The sequence below is a fragment of the Paraburkholderia sp. J10-1 genome (assembly GCF_905220165.1).
In the GTDB taxonomy this organism is placed as follows: Bacteria; Pseudomonadota; Gammaproteobacteria; order Burkholderiales; family Burkholderiaceae; genus Paraburkholderia.
This window is the reverse complement of sequence record NZ_CAJMYW010000007.1, coordinates 90646-111495: the sequence shown is the minus strand read 5'-3', so window position 1 is coordinate 111495 and position 20850 is coordinate 90646. Positions and strand designations below refer to the sequence as shown.

Sequence of the window (20850 nt, the reverse complement as noted above, 5' to 3'; positions counted from 1 at the left end):
CCTGCCCACCCATCCACTGACGAACACTGACAGGTCATGCCAGGCCGCGATTACCGACCCGTGGATTACGACCGCCTCTACTACCGGCTCGATCTGGAGCCTGGGGCGAGCGAGGCGGACATCAAGCATCACTATCGCCATCTCGCGCAGATCCTGCATCCCGACAAATGGCGGCACCCCACGGCCGCTTCGATGCGCTGGGCCGACGACCAGTTCAAGCGCGTCAAGGAGGCGCGCGAGTTGCTTGAGGCCTACTGGTCCGTGCATCACGCGCCGCCGGTGAGCCGCGCCGCGCTGAGCGTCGCGCAGGCTGAAGAGTTGCACGCGCAGATGCAGGCACTGCTGGCACAGCGCGAACGCGTGCGTGCCGAGCTGGACGGGCTGCGCGCCGAACGCACGCGAACCCTCGACGAGATCCAGCGCATGCGCACCGAACGCGACTCGCTGCACGGCGAACTCACGGCAATGCGCGACGAAGCGGATGCTGGGCAGCCAGGCGAGCCTCAGGGTGCAGCCGAGCCTCAAGCCGTTGACGTGCAGGCGCGTTCAGGTGTGCGCGATTTCCTGTTTGCGAAACTCGACGACCCTTCGCGAGGCTGGCTGCTGACGCTCGCCGCGAGCGTGTTCGCGTGCATTGTGATCTTCGTGATCGCGCATTGGATCGTGGGCTTGCTGCTCGCGCCCATCGCGCGCTTCGAGCTTGGCCGCTGGCTTGCCCATGTTCTGCGTTGGGCGCTCGTGGCGGGCGGCGTGGTGCTCACGTTCGGCTGGGGCTGGTCGCAGCGCACGCTGTACCGCGCGGGGCGTGCCGGGTGCGAGCACCCCGTGGCGCTGCCCGGCGACGAAACGCGCCGCCGCGTGAGCGCGGCGTTGCGTCACGAGGCGCACTACGGTGCCGAGTGGAGCATCGAATCGTACGACGCCGCGCCCGACGATACGCAATTCGCGCTGCGCGCGGTCATGCGTTTCTCGCCTGGCTCGCAAACCGGCACGCGCCGCCAGGTGGTGGCGTTCCGGTGCCGGGCGCACACGACTGGCGCCGCGCAAACGGCGCTCGCGTATGACTTCTCCGTGGCGGCTCCCACGTGGTGGCTCGTGCCGGCCGCACGTGTGGTGCGCGACCTGCGCAAGCGGCTCGACGCCGATCTCGGCGCGCCGCGCTGAAGCGGCGCACACCGGCCGCCTTCAATCGACGACGAAAAGCTTCGCGCCCGTGCGCGTGTACGACTGGTGCGCCTCGGCGTTGTCCCCCACCTGATAGCTCATGCCGGGCGTGAGGACGAACTTGCGCCCGTCGTCGAGCGTCGTTTCGAGTTCGCCTTCGAGGCAGAACAGAATGTGCCCCTTCTTGCACCAGTGATCCGCGAGGTAGCCAGGCGAGTATTCGACCATGCGCACGCGGATCGGGTTGGCTTCGTCGCCGAAAAAGCGCGTGCGCCAGCTGGCCATGCCCGTTTCCCCTTTGTGTTGCGTGGGCTCGACGCTGGACCAGTCGGTGGTGCCAAAGCGAAATGCATCCATTTTCATGTGGTTTTCTCCTTGCGCGTGTCGTCTGATTGTAGCGGAGCAGGCTCACGTTTCGTCGTCGTCCGCCGCGCGCTCCCGTTCGTCCACGCGCTTCATGTTGTCGAGCAGCTTCAGCAGATAGTGCAGCGTGTGCGTCATGTCGTCGGACGAAAAATTGTCCAGCACGGCTTCGTAGTACGCCTCGATTTTCGGCGTGGCCTGCGCAACCCATAGCTTGCGTCCCGGCCCGGTCATGCAGACGAGGCGCGAGCGGCGGTCGCGCGCATCCGCCTGGGTCGTCACATGACCGTCGCGTTCCATCCGGCTGATCAGGCCCGAGAGATTCTGGCGGCTCACCATCAAGTATCGCGCGAGGTCGCCCACGCTCATGCCGGGTTGAGCCTCCTTGCGCGAAAGCGCGCCGAGCACAGCCCATTGCTGCGTGGTCAAGCCCTCGGCCTCCACGGCGCGCGTACCGGTTTTGTGCAACATGTTTGCGCATTGATAGAGCCGGAAGAACAGCCGGTTGGCAAGATCGAAGCGGCTCGAATTCTGAATTTGTGATGTTTTTGGCAAGGGTTTCTCCTGGTGCTTCCGCGCTTGTCTTCGATCTGGGTGTTACCTAGTATACGTCAACATATTGACGTAATTCGATGCGGGGCTCAAAGAGGGCTGGCTTCGAAGGCGTCTATGGTACTGCTCAACCGAATGGAGGATCGCGGTGCGAAAACTCGAAGGCAAGACGGTCGTGGTGACGGGCGGCGGGGGCGGCATCGGCGGGGCGACCTGCCGGCGCTTTGCCGCCGAGGGCGCGCGTGTGGCGGTGCTGGATCTGTCGTTCGAAGCGGCGCTGAAGGTAGCGGAGGAGATTCGCGAAAAAGGCGGCGAGGCGCTGGCGCTGCGTTGCGACATCACGAATCGCGAGGAAGTGGATGCGGCGCTCCAGCAAGTGCAAGCGCAGCTCGGCCCCGTGGATGTGCTCGTGAACAACGCGGGCTGGGACGTGTTCCGCCCGTTCACGAAGACCGAACCCGAGCAGTGGGAAAAGCTCATCGCCATCAATCTCACGGGTGCGCTGCACATGCATCACGCGGTGCTGCCCGCCATGGTCGAGCGCAAGCGCGGGCGCATTATCAACATCGCCTCGGACGCCGCGCGTGTGGGTTCGTCGGGCGAAGCGGTCTATGCGGCATGCAAGGGCGGCCTCGTGGCGTTTTCGAAGACCATCGCGCGTGAGCATGCGCGCCACGGCATCACCGTGAACGTGGTGTGCCCCGGTCCGACCGACACCGCGCTCTTCGCCGAATACAAGGAAGGCGCGGGCAACCCCGACAAGCTGCTCGAAGCGTTCCAGCGTTCCATTCCGCTCGGCCGCATTGGCCAGCCTGAGGATTTGCCCGGCGCGATCGTGTTCTTTGCGAGCGACGACGCGAACTACATCACGGGACAGGTGCTGAGCGTATCGGGCGGTCTGACCATGGCGGGCTGATGCCGGCGAACGCTCTCTCTATCGACTACGAATCAGCAAAGACATCGATCATGAACTACGAAGACATTCTTTACGAAGTGCGCAACGGCGCGGCATGGATCACCATCAACCGGCCCGAGAAGATGAACGCGTTTCGCGGCCGCACCTGCGACGAACTGATTCACGCGATCAACAAGGCGGGCTACGACCGAGAGATCGGTGCGATCGTCCTGGCCGGCGCGGGCGACAAGGCGTTCTGCACGGGCGGCGACCAGTCCGCGCACTCGGGGCAGTACGACGGCCGCGGCACGATCGGCCTGCCGATGGAGGAACTGCATGCCGTGATTCGCGACGTCCCCAAACCCGTGATCGCCCGCGTGCAGGGCTATGCGGTGGGCGGCGGCAACGTGCTGTGCACGATCTGCGATTTCACCATTGCTTCGGAGAAGGCCGTGTTCGGACAGGTGGGCCCGAAGGTCGGCTCGGTCGATCCGGGCTACGGCACTGCGTTCCTCGCACGCGTGGTGGGCGAGAAAAAGGCGCGTGAAATCTGGTATCTGTGCCGCCGCTATCCCGCTGCCGAAGCGCTGGCCATGGGCCTCGTGAATGCGGTCGTGCCGCACGATCAGCTCGACGCGGAAGTGCAGAAGTGGTGCGACGAGATCATGGAAAAGAGCCCCACAGCGATTGCGATCGCCAAGCGCTCGTTCAATATGGACACGGCGCATCAGGCTGGCATTGCGGGCATGGGCATGTACGCACTGAAGCTCTACTACGACACGGAAGAATCGCGCGAGGGCGTGCGTGCATTCCAGGAAAAGCGCAAGCCCGAGTTCCGCAAGTACGTCAAATAAAGGCGTCTTCATGACGATCAGGATTGCGAATCGAATTAGCTGCTTCCGGGAGACACCATGAATCCGTATATCGACGAAGACCTCGCCGCGCTGGGCGAGCACGCACGGCGCTTCGCGCAGGGACGCGTGGCGCCCGGCTTCATCGAACGCGACGCTACGCGCGTGCTCGATCGCGGCCTCATGCGCGAAATGGGCGAAATGGGCTTCATCGCGCCGGAATTGCCCGAGCAGTATGGCGGCCAGGGCCTGGGGTGTCTCGCCGCGGGTGTGATCCACGAAGAGATTGCGCGGGCCGACCTGAGCCTCTCGTACATCAACCTGCTTGCCTCGCTCAACGGGCAGATTCTCGCGAAGCACGCCGCGCCCGAAATTGCCCGCCCGTGGCTCGAGCGGCTCACGCAGGGCCGCGCGCTGCTCGCCATCGCGCTCACGGAGCCGCGCGGCGGCTCGGATGCCGCGAACCTGCGCCTGAAGATGGAGCGCGTGGGCGACCACTACGTCCTCAACGGCGAGAAAACCTCGATTTCCGCCGCCGACCAGGCCGACGCCGCCGTGGTGTTCGCGCGCACCGGCAGCGTGGAAGACGGCGCGCGCGGCGTGTCGGCCATTCTCGTGCCGATGGATCTGCCGGGCGTCACGCGCAACCGCTTCGACTGTCACGGGCAGCGCGCGATTGGGCGCGGCTCGATCTTCTTCGAGAACGTACGCGTGCCGGTGGATCATCTGCTGGGTGATGAGGGCAAGGGCTTTGTGCAGGTCATGCAGGGTTTCGACTTTTCGCGGGCGCTCATTGGCCTGCAGGTGCTCGCCGTGGCGAACGTGAGCCTCGAGGAAACCTGGGCGTACGTTGCGCAGCGCGAAGCTTTCGGCAAGCCGCTTTCTGCGTTCCAGGGCGTTTCGCATCCGCTTGCCGAATACGCAACCCAGGTGGAGGCTGCGCGCCTGTTGTGCCTGCAAACGCTGTGGCTCAAGGACCGCGGTTTGCCCCACACGGCTGAGGCCGCCATGTGCAAGTGGTGGGGGCCGAAGCTCGCCTATGACGTCGTGCACCAATGCCTGCTTTCGTTCGGGCACGGCGGCTACGACCGCGGGCCGCTCGAACAGCGTCTGCGCGACGTGCTGGGCTTCCAGATCGGCGACGGCACGGCGCAGATCATGAAGACCATCATCGCGCGCTCGAACGCGGGCCGCGACGCGGTGCCGGCATGATGCGCGCCGCCTGCGACGTTCCCTTTAACGCCACGGGAGGCAGTACATGGAGTTCGACGCGGTACTGATCGGGCCGCGCCGCGCGCGGGAGGAGGCACGGCGCTGGTGGCCCGGGCGCACCATCAACGACGAACTGGACGCCTGTGTGGCCGTATGTCCGGCGAAGATCGCGCTGACTGCCGTGCGAATCGAAGATGGGGAGACCACGCGCTTCACCTACGCGCAGATGGCGCGCATGGCGGATCGCATTGCCGTGGGTCTAGTGCGGCTTGGCGTCACGAAGGGCGACGTGGTCTCCATGCAACTGCCCAATTGCTGGCAGTTCACGCTGCTCTATCTGGCGTGCTCGCGCATCGGCGCAGTGCTCAATCCGCTCATGCCGATCTTTCGCGAGCGCGAGCTGTCGTTCATGCTCAAGCATGGCGCAAGCCGGGTGATGATCGTGCCGCAGCGCTATCGAGGCTTCGATTACGAGGCGATGCTGCACGCGCTGCAGCCTGAGTTACCGGCCTTGCAGCACGTAGTGGTTGTGGGTGCAACGGATCGAGGAGAGCCTGCACGGCACAGCTTCGAAGCGCTTCTGAGCGGCCCGCGCTGGGAAGAGGCGAGCGACGCCGAAGCCATCCTCACGCGTAATCGCCCTGGCCCCGACGACGTGACGCAACTGCTTTACACCTCCGGCACGACGGGCGAGCCCAAGGGGGTGATGCACACGGCGAACACGCTGTTTTCGAACATCATGCCTTATGCGCAGGCCATGCGTCTCGGTCACGACGACGCCGTGCTGATGGCTTCGCCGATGGCGCATCAAACCGGCTTCATGTACGGCCTGATGATGCCGATTGCATTGCGGGCGAGCGCCATCCTGCAGGACGTATGGCAGCCGGAGGCAGCGCTCGCGCTGATCGCACAGGAGCGAGCGACGTTCACGATGGCTTCCACGGCGTTCCTCGGAGATCTCGCAAACGCGGCTATCACGGCGGGAACGCGTGCGCCGACGCTGCGCACGTTCTTGTGCGCGGGCGCGCCGATACCTGGTGCACTGGTCGAGCGCGCGAGCCTGGCGCTGGGGGCGAAGATCGTCTCCGCGTGGGGCATGACGGAACTCGGTGCGGTGACGCTCACCGGTCTGGACGACGACGATGAACGCGCATCCACGACCGACGGCGTGCCGCTGCCTGGCGTGGAAGTGAAGGTCGTGGACGAGAGCGACCGCGCGTTGCCGCCGAACGTAGCGGGCCGGCTTTTTGTGCGCGCATGCTCGGGTTTCGGCGGCTACCTCAAGCGCGCGCACCTGAACGCTACAGATGCCGAAGGCTGGTTCGACACCGGCGACCTCGCGATTGTCGACGAGCGCGGCTATATCCGTATCAGCGGGCGCAGCAAGGACGTGATCATTCGCGGCGGCGAGAACATTCCCGTGGTCGAGATCGAGTCGCTGCTCTACCGCCATCCGGCCGTTGCACAAGTGGCGATCGTCGCGTATGCGGACGAGCGGCTGGGCGAGCGCGCGTGCGCCGTGGTGGTGGCGCGGCCTGGCGCGGCTGTCGATCTGCCCTCGCTCGTCGCATTCCTCAAGTCGCACAAGGTCGCCGTGCAGTATTTGCCCGAACGGCTATTGCTGCTCGATGCCATGCCGACCACGCCCGCAGGCAAGGTGCAAAAGTTCCGTTTGCGCGAAATGCTGCGTGAAGCCGACGTCAGAGAAACTGCCGGAACATCCAGTAAAGACCCGCAGCCAGCGCAATGGAAGCCGGCAACGTGAGCACCCACGCAAGCACGAGATTGCGCACGGTCCCCCACTGCAGGCCCGAGCCGTTCGCGGCCATCGTGCCCGCTACGCCCGAGGCGAGCACGTGCGTGGTCGACACCGGCATTCCGTAGACGTCGGCCATGCCTATGGTGATCATGGCCACGGCCTCCGCCGAGGCGCCCTGACCATAGGTGAGATGCTGCTTGCCGATCTTCTCGCCAACGGTCACGACAATGCGCTTCCAGCCCACCATCGTGCCGAGACCGAGCGCCACGGCCACGGCCACCTTCACCCATGTTGGAATGAACTTGGTCGAGTGGTCCATCTGCTGGCGGAAGGTTTCGAGCACCCTGGCGTCAGCGGGTGACATCGGCGGCGCCTTCGCCTTCTGCATCAGCCGGATTGCTTCGCTCGCGACATACATGTTGTTGCGCACGTTGTCGACGATTGTGTCGGGCACCGTCGCCATCGAGCCGGACAGCGCCACCTGGTCGCCGATGGTGTCGGTGAGCTGGCGCAGCGCGGGCAGCGTGGCGGGCGTGAGCTTGCGTGTGCGCACGAACGCTTCGACCTCGGCGCGGGCGTTGTCGGGCGGCGCGCCGTTAGCGTAGCGGCCGAGCGTGGCGGACGCCTCACGCGCCACGACCACGAACGCCGCGGTTTCCTCGGGCGTGACGGCCTTGTTGAGCGCATAGGCCGTAGGCACGACGCCGATCAGGATCAACATGATGAGGCCCATGCCTTTCTGGCCGTCGTTTGACCCGTGGGCGAACGAAACGCCGGTGCAGGTGAGGATGAGCAGCGTGCGGATCCAGAGCGGCGGCGGCTGGTTGGACTTGGGCTCGGCATACAGCGCGGGCACGCGCACGAGCAGCTTGAGCACGAGGAGCAGCAGCGCGGCCAGGACAAAGCCGGCCACGGGCGAGAACAGCAGCGCCTTGCCTACGCCCAGCGCCTGGTCCCAGTCCACGCCGCTCGTGCCGGACGGCCCGCTGATGAACTGGTTCATGATGCCCACGCCGATGATCGAGCCCACGAGCGTATGCGAACTGGATGAAGGCAGCCCGAAATACCACGTGCCGAGATTCCAGACGATGGCAGCGATCAGGAGTGCGAACACCATGGCGAAGCCCGCACCGCTGCCCACCTGAAGGATGAGCTCCACCGGCAGCAGTTGCAGGATGCCGAACGCGACGGCGCCGCTCGAAACGAGCACGCCGATGAAATTCCACGCGCCCGACCAGACCACGGCGAGATGCGGGTCGAGTGAGTTCGTATAGATGACGGTGGCGACGGCGTTGGCGGTGTCGTGAAAGCCGTTCACGAATTCGAAGCCGAGCGCGATGATGAGCGCGAGCCCGAGCAGGACGAAGGGCAGCGCCGAACTCTCGCGAACGGCGCGCAAATCGACGACGAGATGATCGATGACATAGATCGCTCCGGCCGCGATGATGGCGAGAAATACGGCGACGCCGATGCCGCGGCGGCGTGCGCTTGGCGCGCGGGAGGGGGACAAGGGTATGTCCGGCATGAAAGCGATGCTCTGGTCAATCCGCTTCGGGAAGCGCCTCGACGCAGCGTATGCGTGTTAGCAAACGCGCGTGGCGCGATGCCGCGCCGGCACGCCAGAACGGCGATTCGGACGAGACGGTGCAGTGTCGCACAATTGACAAAGATCAGACACGGACGTGGCGTCGCACCCGCAGGCACGGGGCGCCTCTGTGAGCGTTTTTGTGACTTTTCACAATCACGTTATCTGCTTTCCCAGTTCTCCAGGCGCGGGCAAGTCCGTAGCATGGGCATGAAACGCGGCACCCTGCAAACAAGCCGCGATCCGAATTCATGGAGACGAACGTGTCGAAAGCCCCCTGGCTCGCCAGCTACGGCGAGATTCCCGCTACTATCAATCCCGATCTGCATCCGTCGCTCGCGCACATGTTCGACGAAGCGATGCGCGAACACGCGCACCGGCCGGCATTGCGCGCGGGAGATGCCACGCTCAGCTACGCCGACGTCGATCGTCTCTCGCGCAATTTCGCGGCGTACTTGCAGCACGCGGGCGTGAAGAAGGGCGACCGCGTCGCCGTGATGTTGCCAAACCTGCTCGCTTTCCCCATTGCGCTGATCGGCATCGTGCGTGCCGGAGCGGTGCAGGTGAATGTGAATCCGCTCTATACGCCGCGCGAGCTTCAGCATCAGCTCGTAGATTCCGGCGCGCAAACGCTCGTGGTGTTCGACGGCGCGCTGCCGACTTTCGAGGCGATCAAGGCGAATACGGCCGTGCAAACCGTGTTGAGCGTGGCCGCAAGCGATTGCGCGGGCAGCGAGCGCGAACCGCAGCCCGGCTCGTTCGCCGCGGCGCTCGCGCAAGGTGCAACCTTGCCGTTCGAAGCCCCCACGCTGTGCGGCGACGACGCGCTCTTCCTGCAATACACGGGCGGCACGACCGGGCTTTCCAAGGGCGCGCTGCTCACGCATCGCAACCTCGTCGCCAATGTCGAGCAGTTCAAGACTTTCATGCCGGGCTTCATGAACCCAGGCGAAGAAGTCGTCGTGACGGCGCTGCCGCTTTATCACATCTTCGCGCTGACGGTGAATCTCATCGTCTACTTCTCGATTGGCGCGCAGAACTGGCTCGTTGCGAATGCGCGCAATCTCGATGGCCTGATCGACGTGTTCAAGGCCGCGCGGCCCACGAGCTTCATGGGCGTGAATACGCTCTATGCGGGGCTCGTTGCGCATCCGCGCATTGGCGAGGTCGATTTTTCGCGGCTGCGGCTCGCGGGCGGCGGCGGCGCGGCGGTCATTTCCACCGTTTCCGAGCGCTGGCAGGCGATTACCGGCGGGTTCATCCGCGAAGGCTATGGGCTTTCGGAGACGAGCCCCGTGGTGTCGTTCAACCCAGGGAGCGTCGACCGCTTCACGGGCACGACGGGGCTGCCGGTGCCATCCACCGACGTCAAGCTGATGAACGACGGCGTCGAGGCAGCGCCGGGAGAGCCTGGCGAGATTTGCGCGAAAGGCCCCCAGGTGATGCAGGGCTACTGGAACCAGCCCGAGGCTACGCGCGCTGCATTCACCGACGACGGCTACTTTCGCACCGGCGACGTGGGCGTGTTCGACGCGCAAGGCTTCCTGCGCATCGTCGATCGCTCGAAGGACATGATCCTCGTCTCGGGGTTCAACGTGTATCCGAATGAAATCGAGGCGGTCGTGACTGCAATGCCGGGCGTGGCCGAATGCGCGTGCGTGGGCGTGGCCGACGAGCGAAGCGGCGAGGCCGTACGTGTGTTCGTGGTGCCCGCGCGTGAAGCGGTGCTGAGCGAGGAAGCAGTGATCGCGCATTGCCGCGCGCAACTCGCGGCGTACAAGGTGCCGCGTGTGGTGAGCTTCGTGGAGGCGCTGCCGAAGTCGACGGTAGGGAAGATCTTGCGGCGGGAGTTGCGCGACGCGGCGGCGTGAAACGTGTGAGTAGCACGAAAGGAGCGCGCCGCGTCATTCAGCTCGCCGCGCTCTTCGCCTTCTTCACCGCCAATCGTCCCTTCTTCGCCTTCTTTTTTCCATCGCGCTCCGAACCCTGCGTCGCTGAACGCAGCTTGAGCGCGATATCGAGCCTGGCAATCCATTGCGCGTCGTCGAGCTTCGCGCCCAGCAGCGTTTCAATACGCTCAAGCCGGTAATCGAGCGTATTCGGATGCACACCTAACGTTTCAGCCGTCTGCCTGCGGCGCTGGCCGCTTGCGAACCACGCTTCGAGCGTGGCGAGCAGGTCCGCTTCCGTCGCCAGTTGCTCGGCCAGCGAAACGAGGTAGCGCAGAACGTTGGCGCTGCTGCGCACACTCTCCTCGATGGCGATAGACGAAAAGCGGTGCACGCAAAGGACGTTGCCGAATTCGTCGCCAGTGTCGTTGTCGTCATTCGCGCTGCTGCCGCGCGGCGCGAAGTCCACGGCCTTCAGCGCTTCTTCCACCGAGGCCGCCCAGCCGCGCGCCCCTTCATTCATGAGCCCGATGCCGATGCTGCGCACGCGCGGCTCGGCACGCGAGAGCGCGGCCGCGTGCTCGGCCGCGCGCTGATCGTTGCGCGTCATCGAATCGCCGCGCACGCACGGCAGCCAGAACACCAGCCGCTCGCGATGCCACACGCGCACGAGCGCGTCGGGCTTCAGTTCGAAGTGACGCGCGGCGCTGAGCGCGAAACGATCGAGCGCATCCTCGCGCACCGAGGGTGCGTGGTCGCGCAAGTCCAGATCGACGGCGAGCGCAATGCGAGGCAGCGTGGCGTCGAGACCGAGTGCCTCGACGGTCTCGCGAAAGCGCGCGGCGTCGTCCGGGGCGTGGAACACGAGGTCGTAGAGCTGCTGCAGCAGCGAACCGCGCCAGCGCGCCTGCTGGTGCTGCTCGTCGAGATAGGCTTCGGCAATGTGCTCGGCCATTGCATCGAAGTAATCGAGCAGATAAGGCGAAATATCGAACAGCAACTCGTGCGCGAGCGCCGGGTCCGCTTCGGCAAGCTCCGTGCAGGTGCGCCAAAGCTCGCGCGCGCCGAGACGAAACGCGCGCAGCAGCGAGCGCAGCGGCACATTCTGGTGCACGCGGCGGCGCGCGAACGCCGCAGTCTGGTCCATGACTTCGGCGGAGGGCTGCGTGCCGTCGAGCAGGCACTGGAACCATAGGCCCGCGGAAAACGCGATCGAGGAGAAGATATCCTTGCGCGCCGCCGCTGAGAGCGTGCTATAGCCTTCGAGCGAGAGCAGCGTGTCGTAGGTGCGCTGAACGGCCTTGGGCTGGGTTTTGGCGAGCGTGCGCAGCTTGCTGCGCAGGCGTGGGCTGATGGCGGGAACGAGGGGCGGCACGGTGAGTTCGCGAGATTCGCGCGGATTCGTTGAGGCGATACCCGCGAGTGTACTCAGCGCCGTGCCGCTGCGTCGAGGGGTTGAGGGGGAACCGGGAGCCATCCGAACGGCCCCCGCTAACCGATCAGAACAACAGCGCGATACCCGCCATGCCGACGAACTGCGAGCGCGTGGACGAGGGCGTGGCGTTCTGCGAGTCGCCCACGGCCGGGCTCGCGTTGACGATGTTGCCCGCGCCGTTCGCGCCGAGCGTCTGGCCGCCCGCGTGCTGGTAGGCCTGCAGGGCGTAGAGCGTGGTGCGCTTCGAGAGGTGGTATGCCTCCTTGAGTGAGTATTGCTGGTAGCGCGCCGCGCTCGTGATGCCGTTGGCCTGCGAAGCGAGCGTGTAAGCGAAGCCGCCGCCCACGTCGAAGGCCGGCGTGAAGCGATACACCGCGAGCGCCGCCCAGGTGTTGAAGATGGCCGTGTCGTGGAAGATCGACTTGCCGCCCGCGATGTACTGAACGTTCGAATACGAGGCGCCGACGATCAGGTTGCCGATCGTGTAGTTGCCGGCCGCCGCGATGTGCTGGACCGCGCTTGCGGAGACATAGCCCGTGTTCAGTGAGGACTTGCCGAAGCTGCCGGTGGACGAGCTGTCGAAGCCGCTCGTCAGCTGCGCGTTGTCCATGCGCAGGATGGCTGCCGCGAGGCTCAACGGGCCGGCGGAATAGCGCAGCGCGGCGCTCCACGTCTGACCCTTGCCGGTGCTGCCCGCAATGCCGCCGAGCGCGTACATGGCGCTTGCCTGCACGCCGTAAAAGGTCGGCGAGGTGTAGGTGGCCGAATTGTTGATGCGCACGGTCGTGTCGAGACCGTCGATGTCGCCGGGGTGCGCGCCGGTCGCGCCGGTGAGCCAGGCGCTACCCGTGAGCGGGCCGACGAACAGGTAATACGGCGTGTACTGGCGGCCGGCCGTGAACGTGCCCAGATTCTGGTTTTGCAGGCCGACGTAGGCCTGGCGATTGAAGATCAGTCCGCTCGACGAAAGGGCGCCGCTGTTGAGGTCGAAGCCGTTTTGCAGGTCGAAGATCGCGAACGTGCCGCCGCCGAGATCCTCCTTGCCCTGCAAGCCGAACTTCGACGCATACAGGTTGCCCTGGCGCAGATAGACGTTCGAGTGACCGTTCTGGTTGTTGACGTAAGTGATGGCGTCGTCGACGGCGCCGTAGAGTGTGACGCTGCTTTGCGAAAATGCGGGGCTCGCCACAAGGGCTGCGCCAGTCGCGACAAGCGTACCAAGACCAAGGCCTGCTTTCTTCATCGTCGTGTGTCTCCGGTGAGATTTGGACTGCTTATTGTTTTCTTTGCTACGCCGCCCGATTTTCAGGTCGATGCGGCGTGCGTACTGCTGCGGGAAGTGACTAAATCGACTGCGTGTACATCAATCTTGCAGTTCGTGCGCCCCCTTTGCGGCAAGCGCACGCTGGCGCGCTTGCGCCGCGAGGCGCACAGCGGCGTTGGGCGCGCCGTAGCCGTCGTAGCCGCCGCGCCGCTCCACGATCTCCAGGAAGAAGCGCTGGTCGAGCGTTTCCGTGTAGGCGTGCAGGAACTCGCCGCCGCGTTCGTCGCGGTCGTAGAGCAGGTTGTGCTCGCGCAGCGCGTCGAGAAACTCGGGGTCGAGGGCGTGGCGCGCGTCGAGATCGTCGTAGTAATTTGCCGGCACGCGCAGGAGCGGCACGCCGGCCGCCTCGAACTCGGTCACCGCGCGGAAGATGTCGCCCGTGTTGAACGCCACATGGTTCAGGCCCGTGCCGTGGTAGGCGCGCACGGTTTCCGCCGCGGCCGTGTGCTGGTCCACCGAGGCGTTGAGCACGACGCGCAGCCCGCGGTCGCGGCTCATGAGCGCGCGGCTGCGCACGAGCCCATACGGATCGGGCAGCAGCACGGCGGGCGTAGCTTCGAGCCCGAACACCGACTTCAGGAACAACACCCAGGAGTCGAACGAGCCGGCCGGCAGCGAAAGGCTCACATGATCGATGCCCGAGATCGGGCCTACCTCGACCGGGCCATCGATATCGGTGAGCGCGAAATCGGCTTCGAAGAGCGTGGGCTGACCCGGCTCCTCGTTAACGAAATAGTTAAGACTGCCGTCCGGCCCCTGGACGGCGGGCACCACGCGCTCGTTCGGACCCACGCGGCCCGAGAACGGCTGGTAGCCGAAACCCGCGGCGCGTTCGAGCGCCTGGCGTGCATCGTCCACGCGAAACGCCGATGCGCACAGCGAGAGCCCATGACGCTGGAAAAAGGCGTCGGCGAACGAGTCGGGTTCGGCGTTCAGCACGATGGCGGCCGAGCCGTGCTGATAGAGCGTCACATCCTTCGAGCGATGCTGGCCCGCGCGGCGGAAATGCAGCGTTTCGAGCCAGTTCGCCACGTGCGCGCGCGCCGTGTCGTCCACGGCGAATTCGAGGAACTGCCACTGCGCGTGCGCGGGCGCGGCGCTCGGATGGTAGAGCGCGCTCGCTTCGACATGCTCCGCTTGCAGCGTCTCGCGCGTGAGCGATTCGAGCAGCAGCAGCGAGCGATGACCGTCGGCGGCCGTGGCGGCGGGCGGCGCACCGCGAAAGCCGTCGTTGAAGATTTCGAGCGAGAGCGGGCCCGTATAGCCGCTTTTCACCACCTGCGCCGTGAAATCCGCAAGCGCGAAGTCGCCCTGGCCCGGGAAGCAACGATAGTGCCGGCTCCATTCGAGCACGTCCATCTGCATTCTCGGCGCATCGGCGATCTGCACGAAGCCGATACGTTCGCCCGGAATCGCGGCGATACCGTCGGGCGTGTCGTCGAGAGAAAGCGTGTGGAAGCTGTCCAGCGCGAGCGTGAGGTTCGCGTGATTCACCGTGTTGACGAGCCGCCACGCGTGGCCATAGGTGCGCACGTGGCGCCCCCACGCGAGCGCTTCATAGCAGATCGTCACGCCCGCCTCACCGGCGGCTTGCGCGAGCGCGCCGAGTTGCTCGGCGGCGAGGCCGTCGTCGCAGATCGTTTCGGGCGAGACGTTGCTGCACACCAGCAAACGATCGGTGCCCAGTTGGTGCATCACGTCGAACTTGCGCTTCACGCGTTCGATGTTGCGTGTGAGGCGTTCGGGCGCGACGCCCTCGAAATCGCGGAACGGCTGGTACAGCACGATATCGAGGCCGAGATCGCCAGCCATGCGGCGCACGTCGGCGGGTGAGCCTTCGAAATAGAGCAGATCGTTTTCGAAGATCTCGACGGCATCGAAACCCGCGGCGCGGATGGCGGCGAGCTTTTCGGCGAGCGTGCCGCTGATCGACACCGTGGCGATCGAGCGGCGCAGCGCGCGAGAGGGGGTGTGGAGCGGCTTGGACATGGGCATGGCGAACGGGCTGACTGCAACTGCGGTGTTGAACAAGGGTCCGGCGCGGCGGCGTGGGGCGGGCGTTTAACTCACTGGCGCACCGCAGGCACACTTGCCGCTGGAGTGTCCGAAGGATACGCCAAACTAACTAGTTAGTACAAATTCTGGCAAACCCCAGGTGACCGCTGGACCGCTTCGCGGCACACTTGCGACCATGCGGTGAAGCATGCGTCGGTTCCTCAGTATGCGCCGCGCCGGTCGTCAAGTTGTTCTGGAGTGTGTGTAATGGGAATGCCTTCGGTACTGGTCCTGAACGGGCCGAACCTGAATCTGCTGGGAACGCGGGAGCCCGCGATCTACGGCGCTGAAACGTTAGATGACGTTGCCAACCTGTGCCGCGACGCGGCGGGGCGTCTTGGGATCGAGATCGATTTTCGCCAGTCGAATGCCGAGCATCAGTTGATCGACTGGATTCATGAAGCGCGTACGCGCGTAGACGGCATTGTGATCAATCCGGCGGCTTATACGCATACGTCGGTGGCGATCGCGGATGCGCTTTCCGCGATCGCCAAGCCCGTGATCGAGGTCCATATTTCGAACGTGCACAAGCGCGAGGCGTTCCGGCACCATTCCTTCGTTTCGCCGATCGCAGAGGCGATCATCGTCGGCTGTGGCACGCAGGGGTATGTGCTCGCGCTGGAGCGCATGGCCGCGCTGCTCGCGAAAAAGGTGGCGAAATGAGCGCGCAGAACTCAGGCAAAACGAACGCGCTGGGCGCGCGTGCAACCGCCCATTCATTTCTCTGCGGGCTGATCGGCTCCGGCATTAGCGGCTCGCTCACGCCCGCAATGCAGGAGCAGGAAGGCCGCGAACTCGGCTTCAACTATGTGTACCGGCGCATCGACCTCGAAGCACTGAAGCTCACGCCCGCCGCGCTCCCCGAGTTGTTGCTCGCCGCCGAGCGCATGGGTTTCGACGGCCTGAACATCACGTATCCGTGCAAGCAGGCCGTGATCGAACTGCTCGACGAACTCTCCGACGACGCCCGCGCGCTTGGCGCTGTGAACACGGTGTTGTTCCGCGACGGCAAGCGCATCGGCCACAACACTGACTGGTCGGGTTTCGCGCGCGCGTTCCAGCGCGGCCTGCCCGATGTCTCGCTCGAAGCGGTGGTGCAACTGGGCGCAGGCGGCGCGGGCGCGGCGGTCGCGCACGCAGCGCTGCAGATGGGCGCTCAGGCGCTCACGCTGTTCGACGTGGATGCATCGCGCGCCGAATCGCTCGCCAGCGAACTGCAGGCGCGCTTCCCGGCGGCCCGCGTAAGCGCGGGCGGCGACTTGCGCGACGTGCTCCAGCATGCCACGGGTCTCATCCACGCCACGCCCACCGGCATGGCGAAGCTGCCCGGCATGCCGTTGCCCGCGGAATATCTGCACGAGCGGCTGTGGGTGGCCGACATCGTCTATTTCCCGATCCGCACGGCGTTGCTCGAAGCGGCTGACGCGCGCGGCTGCCGCACGCTCAGCGGCGGCGGCATGGCGGTGTACCAGGCAGTGGATGCGTTCCGGCTGTTCACGGGCGTCGAGCCCGACGCGGAACGCATGTATGCGCATCTGCAATCCATGCTGGCGGCCAACGCCGGCGCATAACAAACAGTTTGGAGAGAGACATGGCACCACCCGTATCCACGGGGCGCGGCGACGCGCCGGCCCTTTCCGCAGCAACGCCCGCGGAGGGCGCGATGCGCCGCTCGAAGGCGCGCTATCGCATCCTGGGCCTGCTGGCCGTCGGCACGATGATCAATTACCTCGATCGCACCGTGCTCGGCATCGCGGCGCCACAGCTCACGAAGGAGCTGGGCATCAACGCGGCGCTCATGGGCGTCGTGTTCTCGGCGTTCTCCTGGAGCTATGTCGTCGCGCAGATTCCCGGCGGCGTGTTCCTCGACCGCTTCGGCAGCAAGTTCACCTACTGGCTTTCGATGACGCTCTGGTCGATGTGCACGCTCGCACAGGGCTTCATCAGCGGCGTGGGCGCGCTGTTCGCGTGCCGTCTGGGTTTGGGCGCCGCCGAGTCGCCGTGCTTCCCGACCAACAGCCGCGTGGTCGCCACGTGGTTCCCGCAAAGCGAGCGCGCGTTCGCCACCGGCACGTATACAGTGGGCGAGTATGTCGGCCTTGCGTTCTTTAGCCCGTTCCTCTTCGCGCTGATGGGCGCTTACGGCTGGCGCTCGCTGTTCTACGTGGTGGGCGCCGTGGGGATCGCGTTCGGTGCCGTGTGGTGGTTCCTGTATCGCGAGCCGCACGAACACCCCGCAGCCAACCGCGCCGAACTCGATTACATCGAGGCGGGCGGCGGTCTCGCCCGCCACGAGCGCAAGGCCGACGCGCAACCCGCAGGCGAGAAAAAGCAGGGCTTCGACTGGCGCATGGCCGGCCAGCTCGTGCGCCGCCGCCAGCTTGCGGGCATCTGCCTCGGACAGTTCGCGGGCAACTCCACGCTCGTGTTCTTCCTCACGTGGTTCCCGACCTACCTCGCCACCGAACGCCACATGGGCTGGCTCAAGATCGGCTTCTTCGCGATCATGCCGTTCATTGCCGCCTCCATTGGCGTGATGTTCGGCGGCACGTTCTCGGACTGGATGCTGCGCCGCGGCATCTCGGCCAACGTGGCGCGCAAGCTGCCGATCATCGCCGGACTGCTGCTCGCCTCGACCATCATTCTCGCGAACTTCGTGGACAGCAACGTGGCCGTGATCGCGATCCTTTCGGTGGCGTTCTTCGCGCAGGGCATGGCCGCGCTCGGCTGGACGCTCGTTTCGGATATCGCGCCGGCTGGCATGCTCGGACTCACGGGCGGCATCTTCAACCTGGCCGCCAATCTCGCGGGCATCATCACGCCGCTGGTGGTCGGGCTGATCGTCGGCGCAACGGGCTCGTTCGTCTGGGCGCTCGTGTTCATCGGCGTGATCGCGCTGATCGGCGCGGCCTCGTATATCTTCATCGTGGGCGATATCAAGCGCATCGAGTTGTAAGGCGCGCAAGCCGCGTCCGGGCGGCTTCGAGCTGGATTGCGGGGCGCGGCGCCTGAGAAAGGGCCGCGCCCCGCATGCTAGAATCGCCCGCATTCCTTCCCTGCTGCGGGCCACAAAAACATGGCAAGACCGGCGGCTTCGGCCGAACGCAACGATGCTCAATCCGAAAGCCGGCGCAAGTACGATCCCGAGCAGACCAAGCGCAATATCCTCGAAGTCGCGACCGCCGAGTTCTCGGCGATGGGTCTCGCCGGTGCGCGAGTCGACGCGATTGCCGAGCGCACCAACACCACCAAGCGCATGCTGTACTACTACTTCGGCAGCAAGGAAGGGTTGTACGAAGCGGTGCTCGACAAGGTCTACGGCGACATTCGCGCGCTCGAGCTGGACCTGCATATCGACGAACTGGACCCTACCGAAGGCCTGCGGCGGCTTGTCGAATTCACTTTCGACTATCACGACCGCCACCGCGACTTCGTGCGCCTCGTGACGATCGAGAACATTCACGGCGCGAAGTACATCGAGCGCCTGAAGACCTTCCGCAGCCGCAACGCCAGCGCGATCCGCACGATCGAAGACCTGCTCGCGCGCGGCGTGGCAAGCGGTGCGTTCCGCGACGACATCGATCCGATCGACCTGCACTTGCTCATCAGCTCGATGTGCTTTCACCGCGTGGGCAACCGCCACACGTTCGGCGCGGCGTTCGGGCGCGATCCGTCGCATCCGCGCCTGCGCGCGCGCCATCGCGAGATGGTCGTCGACGCCACGCTGCGCTTCGTGAAGAAGTAAGCCGGACCTGGGGACGCGGCCGCCCTGGCCGCTTCGCGCTTGCCCGCCGATGCACGACGCATGGATCAAGCAAGGGTCAAGGCGCGCCCGCATCCCCGTACCGCGCCGCGCAGTGCTGTCAAAACGCTCCGGCGAGCGCTGCAAATTCATCTCCAAAAGCCCGGTGAGCCCCGTCCTGCGTGGCTGTCAGCTAACCTTCCTTATCACAAAAAAGTACGCAAACGCATTACACTACGGCGGTCAAGGCCGCCGCGCGCGGTCTCGCCGTGCGCCGCCGCGCCCCGCCTCGCCGGCAGGGGCGGTGCGCCGGTCCACGCCACCGGAGAGCCCCAAGCGCAATGAGCACCGCCATGCCCCGTTCCGGCCAAGCCGGCCTGCCTCGACAGACTCAAGGTCGTTACACCCTCGGCACGCGCATCGTCCTCAGCTTCGGCTTGCTGTTCGTGCTGATGCTCGCCACGGCCGCCATCTCCTGGGACCGGCTGCGCGCCATCGACAGCGAGGCGATGAGCCTCACGCACGATTCGGTGCCGGGCCTGTTCTACGCGACCTCCATGCGCGCGGCGGCCAATCAGACCTACAGCCTCGTGGAGCGTGCGGCCTTCGTCGACGCCGATGCGGACAGCGTTGCGCGCGATGTCGCCGCGTTGCCCACGGCGATGGCGCAGGTCGAGGAGAATGCGCGGCAATACGAGCGCTCGCTCTTTCGCGCCGACGACCGTGAGCGCTTCCAGCGCTTTCGCGACGCCTACGCGCGCTATCTGCCGATGGCGAAAGCGGTGGCCAGCCAGTTGCCCGCGTCGCGCCCGGCAGCGCAGGCCGCGTTCATGCAGATCGGCCCGGTATGGCAGGAGGTGCTCGCCACGGCCAACGCGCTCGTCGACGAAAACCGTCAGCAGGCCGACGAGTCCGCGCAGACCATTCGCAGTTCGGTCACGGGTACGGAAATCACACTTGCCACGGCACTCGCTGTCGTGCTGCTCGCCGCGCTCGCTACGGGCTACGCGCTGTACCGCGCGATCACCGTGCCGATGGCGCGCCTCGTGGAAGTGCACGACTCCATGCGCACCGGCAACCTCTCGCAGCGTCTCGCGTTGAACCGCGGCGACGAATTCGGCGTGCTGGAAGACGGCTTCAACCGCATGAGCGACGAACTGGCGAGCCTCGTGGCCCAGGCGCAGAAGTCGTCGCTGCAGGTTACGACCTCGGTGGCCGAAGTGGCCGCGACCTCGAAGGAACAGCAGGCCACGGCGAGCGAGACGGCCGCCACCACGACCGAGATCGGCGCCACTTCGCGTGAGATTTTCGCCACGGCGCGCGACCTCGTGCGCACCATGAGCGAGGTGGCGACGGTGGCCGAGCAGTCGGCGGGGCTCGCCAGCACGAGCCAGAGCGGCCTCACGCATATGGAAGACACCATGCGCAGCGTGATGGAAGCGGCGGGCTCGGTGAACGCCAAGCTCGCCATCCTCAACGAAAAGGCCGTGAGCATCAATCAGGTCGTGGCGACGATCACGAAGGTGGCCGACCAGACCAACCTGCTTTCGCTGAACGCGGCGATCGAAGCGGAGAAGGCGGGCGAATACGGGCGCGGCTTTTCGGTGGTCGCCACCGAAATCCGCCGCCTCGCCGACCAGACGGCCGTGGCCACTTACGACATCGAGCAGACCGTGAAGGAGATCCAGTCGGCCGTCTCGGCGGGCGTGATGGGCATGGACAAGTTCGCTGAAGAAGTGCGGCGCGGCATGCACGACGTACAGGCCGTGGGCGCGCAGCTTTCGCAGATCATCGGTGCCGTGCAGACGCTCGCGCCGCGCTTCCAGGTCGTCAACGACGGCATGCAGGCGCAGGCCACGAGCGCCGAGCAGATCACCCAGGCGCTCACGCAGCTTTCCGAAGCGGCCCAGCAGACGGCGGAGTCGCTGCGCCAGTCGTCGCAGGCCATCGACAATCTCACGCTCGTCGCCAACGAACTGCGCACCGGCGTGTCGCGGTTCAGGATCGAGGCGTGACGCGGGAGC

At 65.6% G+C, this 20850-nt stretch carries 17 protein-coding genes; 11 read left to right on the top strand and 6 right to left on the bottom strand.

Annotated elements, in window-relative coordinates:
• The first annotated feature begins 36 nt into the window (after positions 1-36).
• The gene (locus U5A65_RS22145) at positions 37-1164 is read left to right on the top strand and encodes a J domain-containing protein (RefSeq protein ID WP_321947410.1); all 1128 of its coding nucleotides are present in this window, start codon (positions 37-39) and stop codon (positions 1162-1164) included.
• Between the two features lie 21 nt (positions 1165-1185).
• Here the strand turns inward: U5A65_RS22145 and U5A65_RS22140 are convergent, their stop codons facing one another.
• Entirely contained in the window at positions 1186-1527 is a 342-nt protein-coding gene (locus tag U5A65_RS22140) for a DHCW motif cupin fold protein (protein ID WP_321937257.1), read from the bottom strand.
• A gap of 45 nt (positions 1528-1572) precedes the next feature.
• On the bottom strand, positions 1573-1998 hold the full coding sequence (locus U5A65_RS22135; RefSeq protein ID WP_321915605.1) for a MarR family transcriptional regulator: 426 nt from the start codon (positions 1996-1998) through the stop codon (positions 1573-1575).
• A gap of 229 nt (positions 1999-2227) precedes the next feature.
• Between U5A65_RS22135 and badH the strand changes: the two genes are divergently transcribed.
• From badH to aliA, 4 genes are read left to right on the top strand one after another with little or no spacing between them, the layout of a single operon-like run.
• The gene (badH, locus tag U5A65_RS22130; RefSeq protein WP_321947408.1) at positions 2228-2995 is read left to right on the top strand and encodes a 2-hydroxycyclohexanecarboxyl-CoA dehydrogenase; all 768 of its coding nucleotides are present in this window, start codon (positions 2228-2230) and stop codon (positions 2993-2995) included.
• Between the two features lie 50 nt (positions 2996-3045).
• Positions 3046-3828 (top strand): 2-ketocyclohexanecarboxyl-CoA hydrolase, encoded by a 783-nt coding sequence (gene badI / locus U5A65_RS22125; protein ID WP_321915519.1) that lies wholly within the window; start codon positions 3046-3048, stop codon positions 3826-3828.
• Positions 3829-3885: 57 nt separating this feature from the next.
• Positions 3886-5037 carry a cyclohexanecarboxyl-CoA dehydrogenase gene (gene aliB / locus U5A65_RS22120; protein WP_321947405.1) on the top strand — a complete coding sequence of 384 codons (1152 nt, stop codon included), beginning with the start codon at positions 3886-3888 and terminating at the stop codon, positions 5035-5037.
• A 46-nt stretch (positions 5038-5083) separates the two neighbouring features.
• Entirely contained in the window at positions 5084-6802 is a 1719-nt protein-coding gene (aliA, locus tag U5A65_RS22115; RefSeq protein ID WP_321947403.1) for a cyclohexanecarboxylate-CoA ligase, read from the top strand.
• Here the strand turns inward: aliA and U5A65_RS22110 are convergent.
• Positions 6738-8321 carry an inorganic phosphate transporter gene (locus tag U5A65_RS22110; RefSeq protein WP_321915522.1) on the bottom strand — a complete coding sequence of 528 codons (1584 nt, stop codon included), beginning with the start codon at positions 8319-8321 and terminating at the stop codon, positions 6738-6740. The two genes, aliA and U5A65_RS22110, sit on opposite strands and share 65 nt — an antisense overlap.
• Positions 8322-8644: 323 nt before the next feature.
• Here U5A65_RS22110 and U5A65_RS22105 point away from each other — a divergent pair, with 323 nt between their 5' ends.
• On the top strand, positions 8645-10252 hold the full coding sequence (locus U5A65_RS22105) for an AMP-binding protein (RefSeq protein ID WP_321947401.1): 1608 nt from the start codon (positions 8645-8647) through the stop codon (positions 10250-10252).
• A gap of 37 nt (positions 10253-10289) precedes the next feature.
• Here U5A65_RS22105 and U5A65_RS22100 read toward each other — a convergent pair whose 3' ends face one another.
• From U5A65_RS22100 to U5A65_RS22090, 3 genes are all read right to left on the bottom strand, one after another.
• On the bottom strand, positions 10290-11645 hold the full coding sequence (locus tag U5A65_RS22100) for a PucR family transcriptional regulator (RefSeq protein ID WP_321947398.1): 1356 nt from the start codon (positions 11643-11645) through the stop codon (positions 10290-10292).
• Positions 11646-11769: 124 nt separating this feature from the next.
• Positions 11770-12948, bottom strand: a complete 1179-nt coding sequence (locus tag U5A65_RS22095; protein WP_321937266.1) for a porin — start codon at positions 12946-12948, stop codon at positions 11770-11772.
• 120 nt (positions 12949-13068) lie between these two features.
• Positions 13069-14985: a bifunctional sugar phosphate isomerase/epimerase/4-hydroxyphenylpyruvate dioxygenase family protein gene (locus U5A65_RS22090; RefSeq protein WP_321947664.1), complete on the bottom strand. Its 1917-nt coding sequence runs from the start codon at positions 14983-14985 to the stop codon at positions 13069-13071.
• Between the two features lie 306 nt (positions 14986-15291).
• On the opposite strand from U5A65_RS22090, the gene aroQ reads away from it, so the two are divergent.
• The 5 genes from aroQ (at position 15292) to U5A65_RS22065 (ending at position 20841) form a co-directional block, all read left to right on the top strand.
• Entirely contained in the window at positions 15292-15747 is a 456-nt protein-coding gene (gene aroQ, locus U5A65_RS22085) for a type II 3-dehydroquinate dehydratase (RefSeq protein WP_321937268.1), read from the top strand.
• Positions 15744-16655, top strand: coding sequence for a shikimate dehydrogenase (locus U5A65_RS22080; protein ID WP_321947397.1), 912 nt, complete (start codon positions 15744-15746; stop codon positions 16653-16655). The genes aroQ and U5A65_RS22080 overlap by 4 nt, the downstream gene beginning before the upstream one ends.
• A gap of 92 nt (positions 16656-16747) precedes the next feature.
• Positions 16748-18040 (top strand): MFS transporter, encoded by a 1293-nt coding sequence (locus U5A65_RS22075; RefSeq protein ID WP_321915607.1) that lies wholly within the window; start codon positions 16748-16750, stop codon positions 18038-18040.
• Between the two features lie 120 nt (positions 18041-18160).
• Entirely contained in the window at positions 18161-18829 is a 669-nt protein-coding gene (locus tag U5A65_RS22070) for a TetR/AcrR family transcriptional regulator (protein WP_233888670.1), read from the top strand.
• Positions 18830-19167: 338 nt separating this feature from the next.
• Positions 19168-20841, top strand: a complete 1674-nt coding sequence (locus tag U5A65_RS22065) for a methyl-accepting chemotaxis protein (RefSeq protein ID WP_321915529.1) — start codon at positions 19168-19170, stop codon at positions 20839-20841.
• Positions 20842-20850 lie beyond the last annotated feature (9 nt).

What these genes read in the sequence shown, in the direction of transcription:
- U5A65_RS22145 (WP_321947410.1), top strand. Translation starts at nt 37, where the DNA reads ATGCCAGGCCGCGATTACCGACCCGTGGATTACGACCGCCTCTACTAC.
- U5A65_RS22140 (WP_321937257.1), bottom strand. Translation starts at nt 1,527, where the DNA reads ATGAAAATGGATGCATTTCGCTTTGGCACCACCGACTGGTCCAGCGTC.
- U5A65_RS22135 (WP_321915605.1), bottom strand. Translation starts at nt 1,998, where the DNA reads ATGTTGCACAAAACCGGTACGCGCGCCGTGGAGGCCGAGGGCTTGACC.
- badI (WP_321915519.1), top strand. Translation starts at nt 3,046, where the DNA reads ATGAACTACGAAGACATTCTTTACGAAGTGCGCAACGGCGCGGCATGG.
- aliB (WP_321947405.1), top strand. Translation starts at nt 3,886, where the DNA reads ATGAATCCGTATATCGACGAAGACCTCGCCGCGCTGGGCGAGCACGCA.
- aliA (WP_321947403.1), top strand. Translation starts at nt 5,084, where the DNA reads ATGGAGTTCGACGCGGTACTGATCGGGCCGCGCCGCGCGCGGGAGGAG.
- U5A65_RS22110 (WP_321915522.1), bottom strand. Translation starts at nt 8,321, where the DNA reads ATGCCGGACATACCCTTGTCCCCCTCCCGCGCGCCAAGCGCACGCCGC.
- U5A65_RS22095 (WP_321937266.1), bottom strand. Translation starts at nt 12,948, where the DNA reads ATGAAGAAAGCAGGCCTTGGTCTTGGTACGCTTGTCGCGACTGGCGCA.
- aroQ (WP_321937268.1), top strand. Translation starts at nt 15,292, where the DNA reads ATGGGAATGCCTTCGGTACTGGTCCTGAACGGGCCGAACCTGAATCTG.
- U5A65_RS22080 (WP_321947397.1), top strand. Translation starts at nt 15,744, where the DNA reads ATGAGCGCGCAGAACTCAGGCAAAACGAACGCGCTGGGCGCGCGTGCA.
- U5A65_RS22075 (WP_321915607.1), top strand. Translation starts at nt 16,748, where the DNA reads ATGCGCCGCTCGAAGGCGCGCTATCGCATCCTGGGCCTGCTGGCCGTC.
- U5A65_RS22070 (WP_233888670.1), top strand. Translation starts at nt 18,161, where the DNA reads ATGGCAAGACCGGCGGCTTCGGCCGAACGCAACGATGCTCAATCCGAA.
- U5A65_RS22065 (WP_321915529.1), top strand. Translation starts at nt 19,168, where the DNA reads ATGAGCACCGCCATGCCCCGTTCCGGCCAAGCCGGCCTGCCTCGACAG.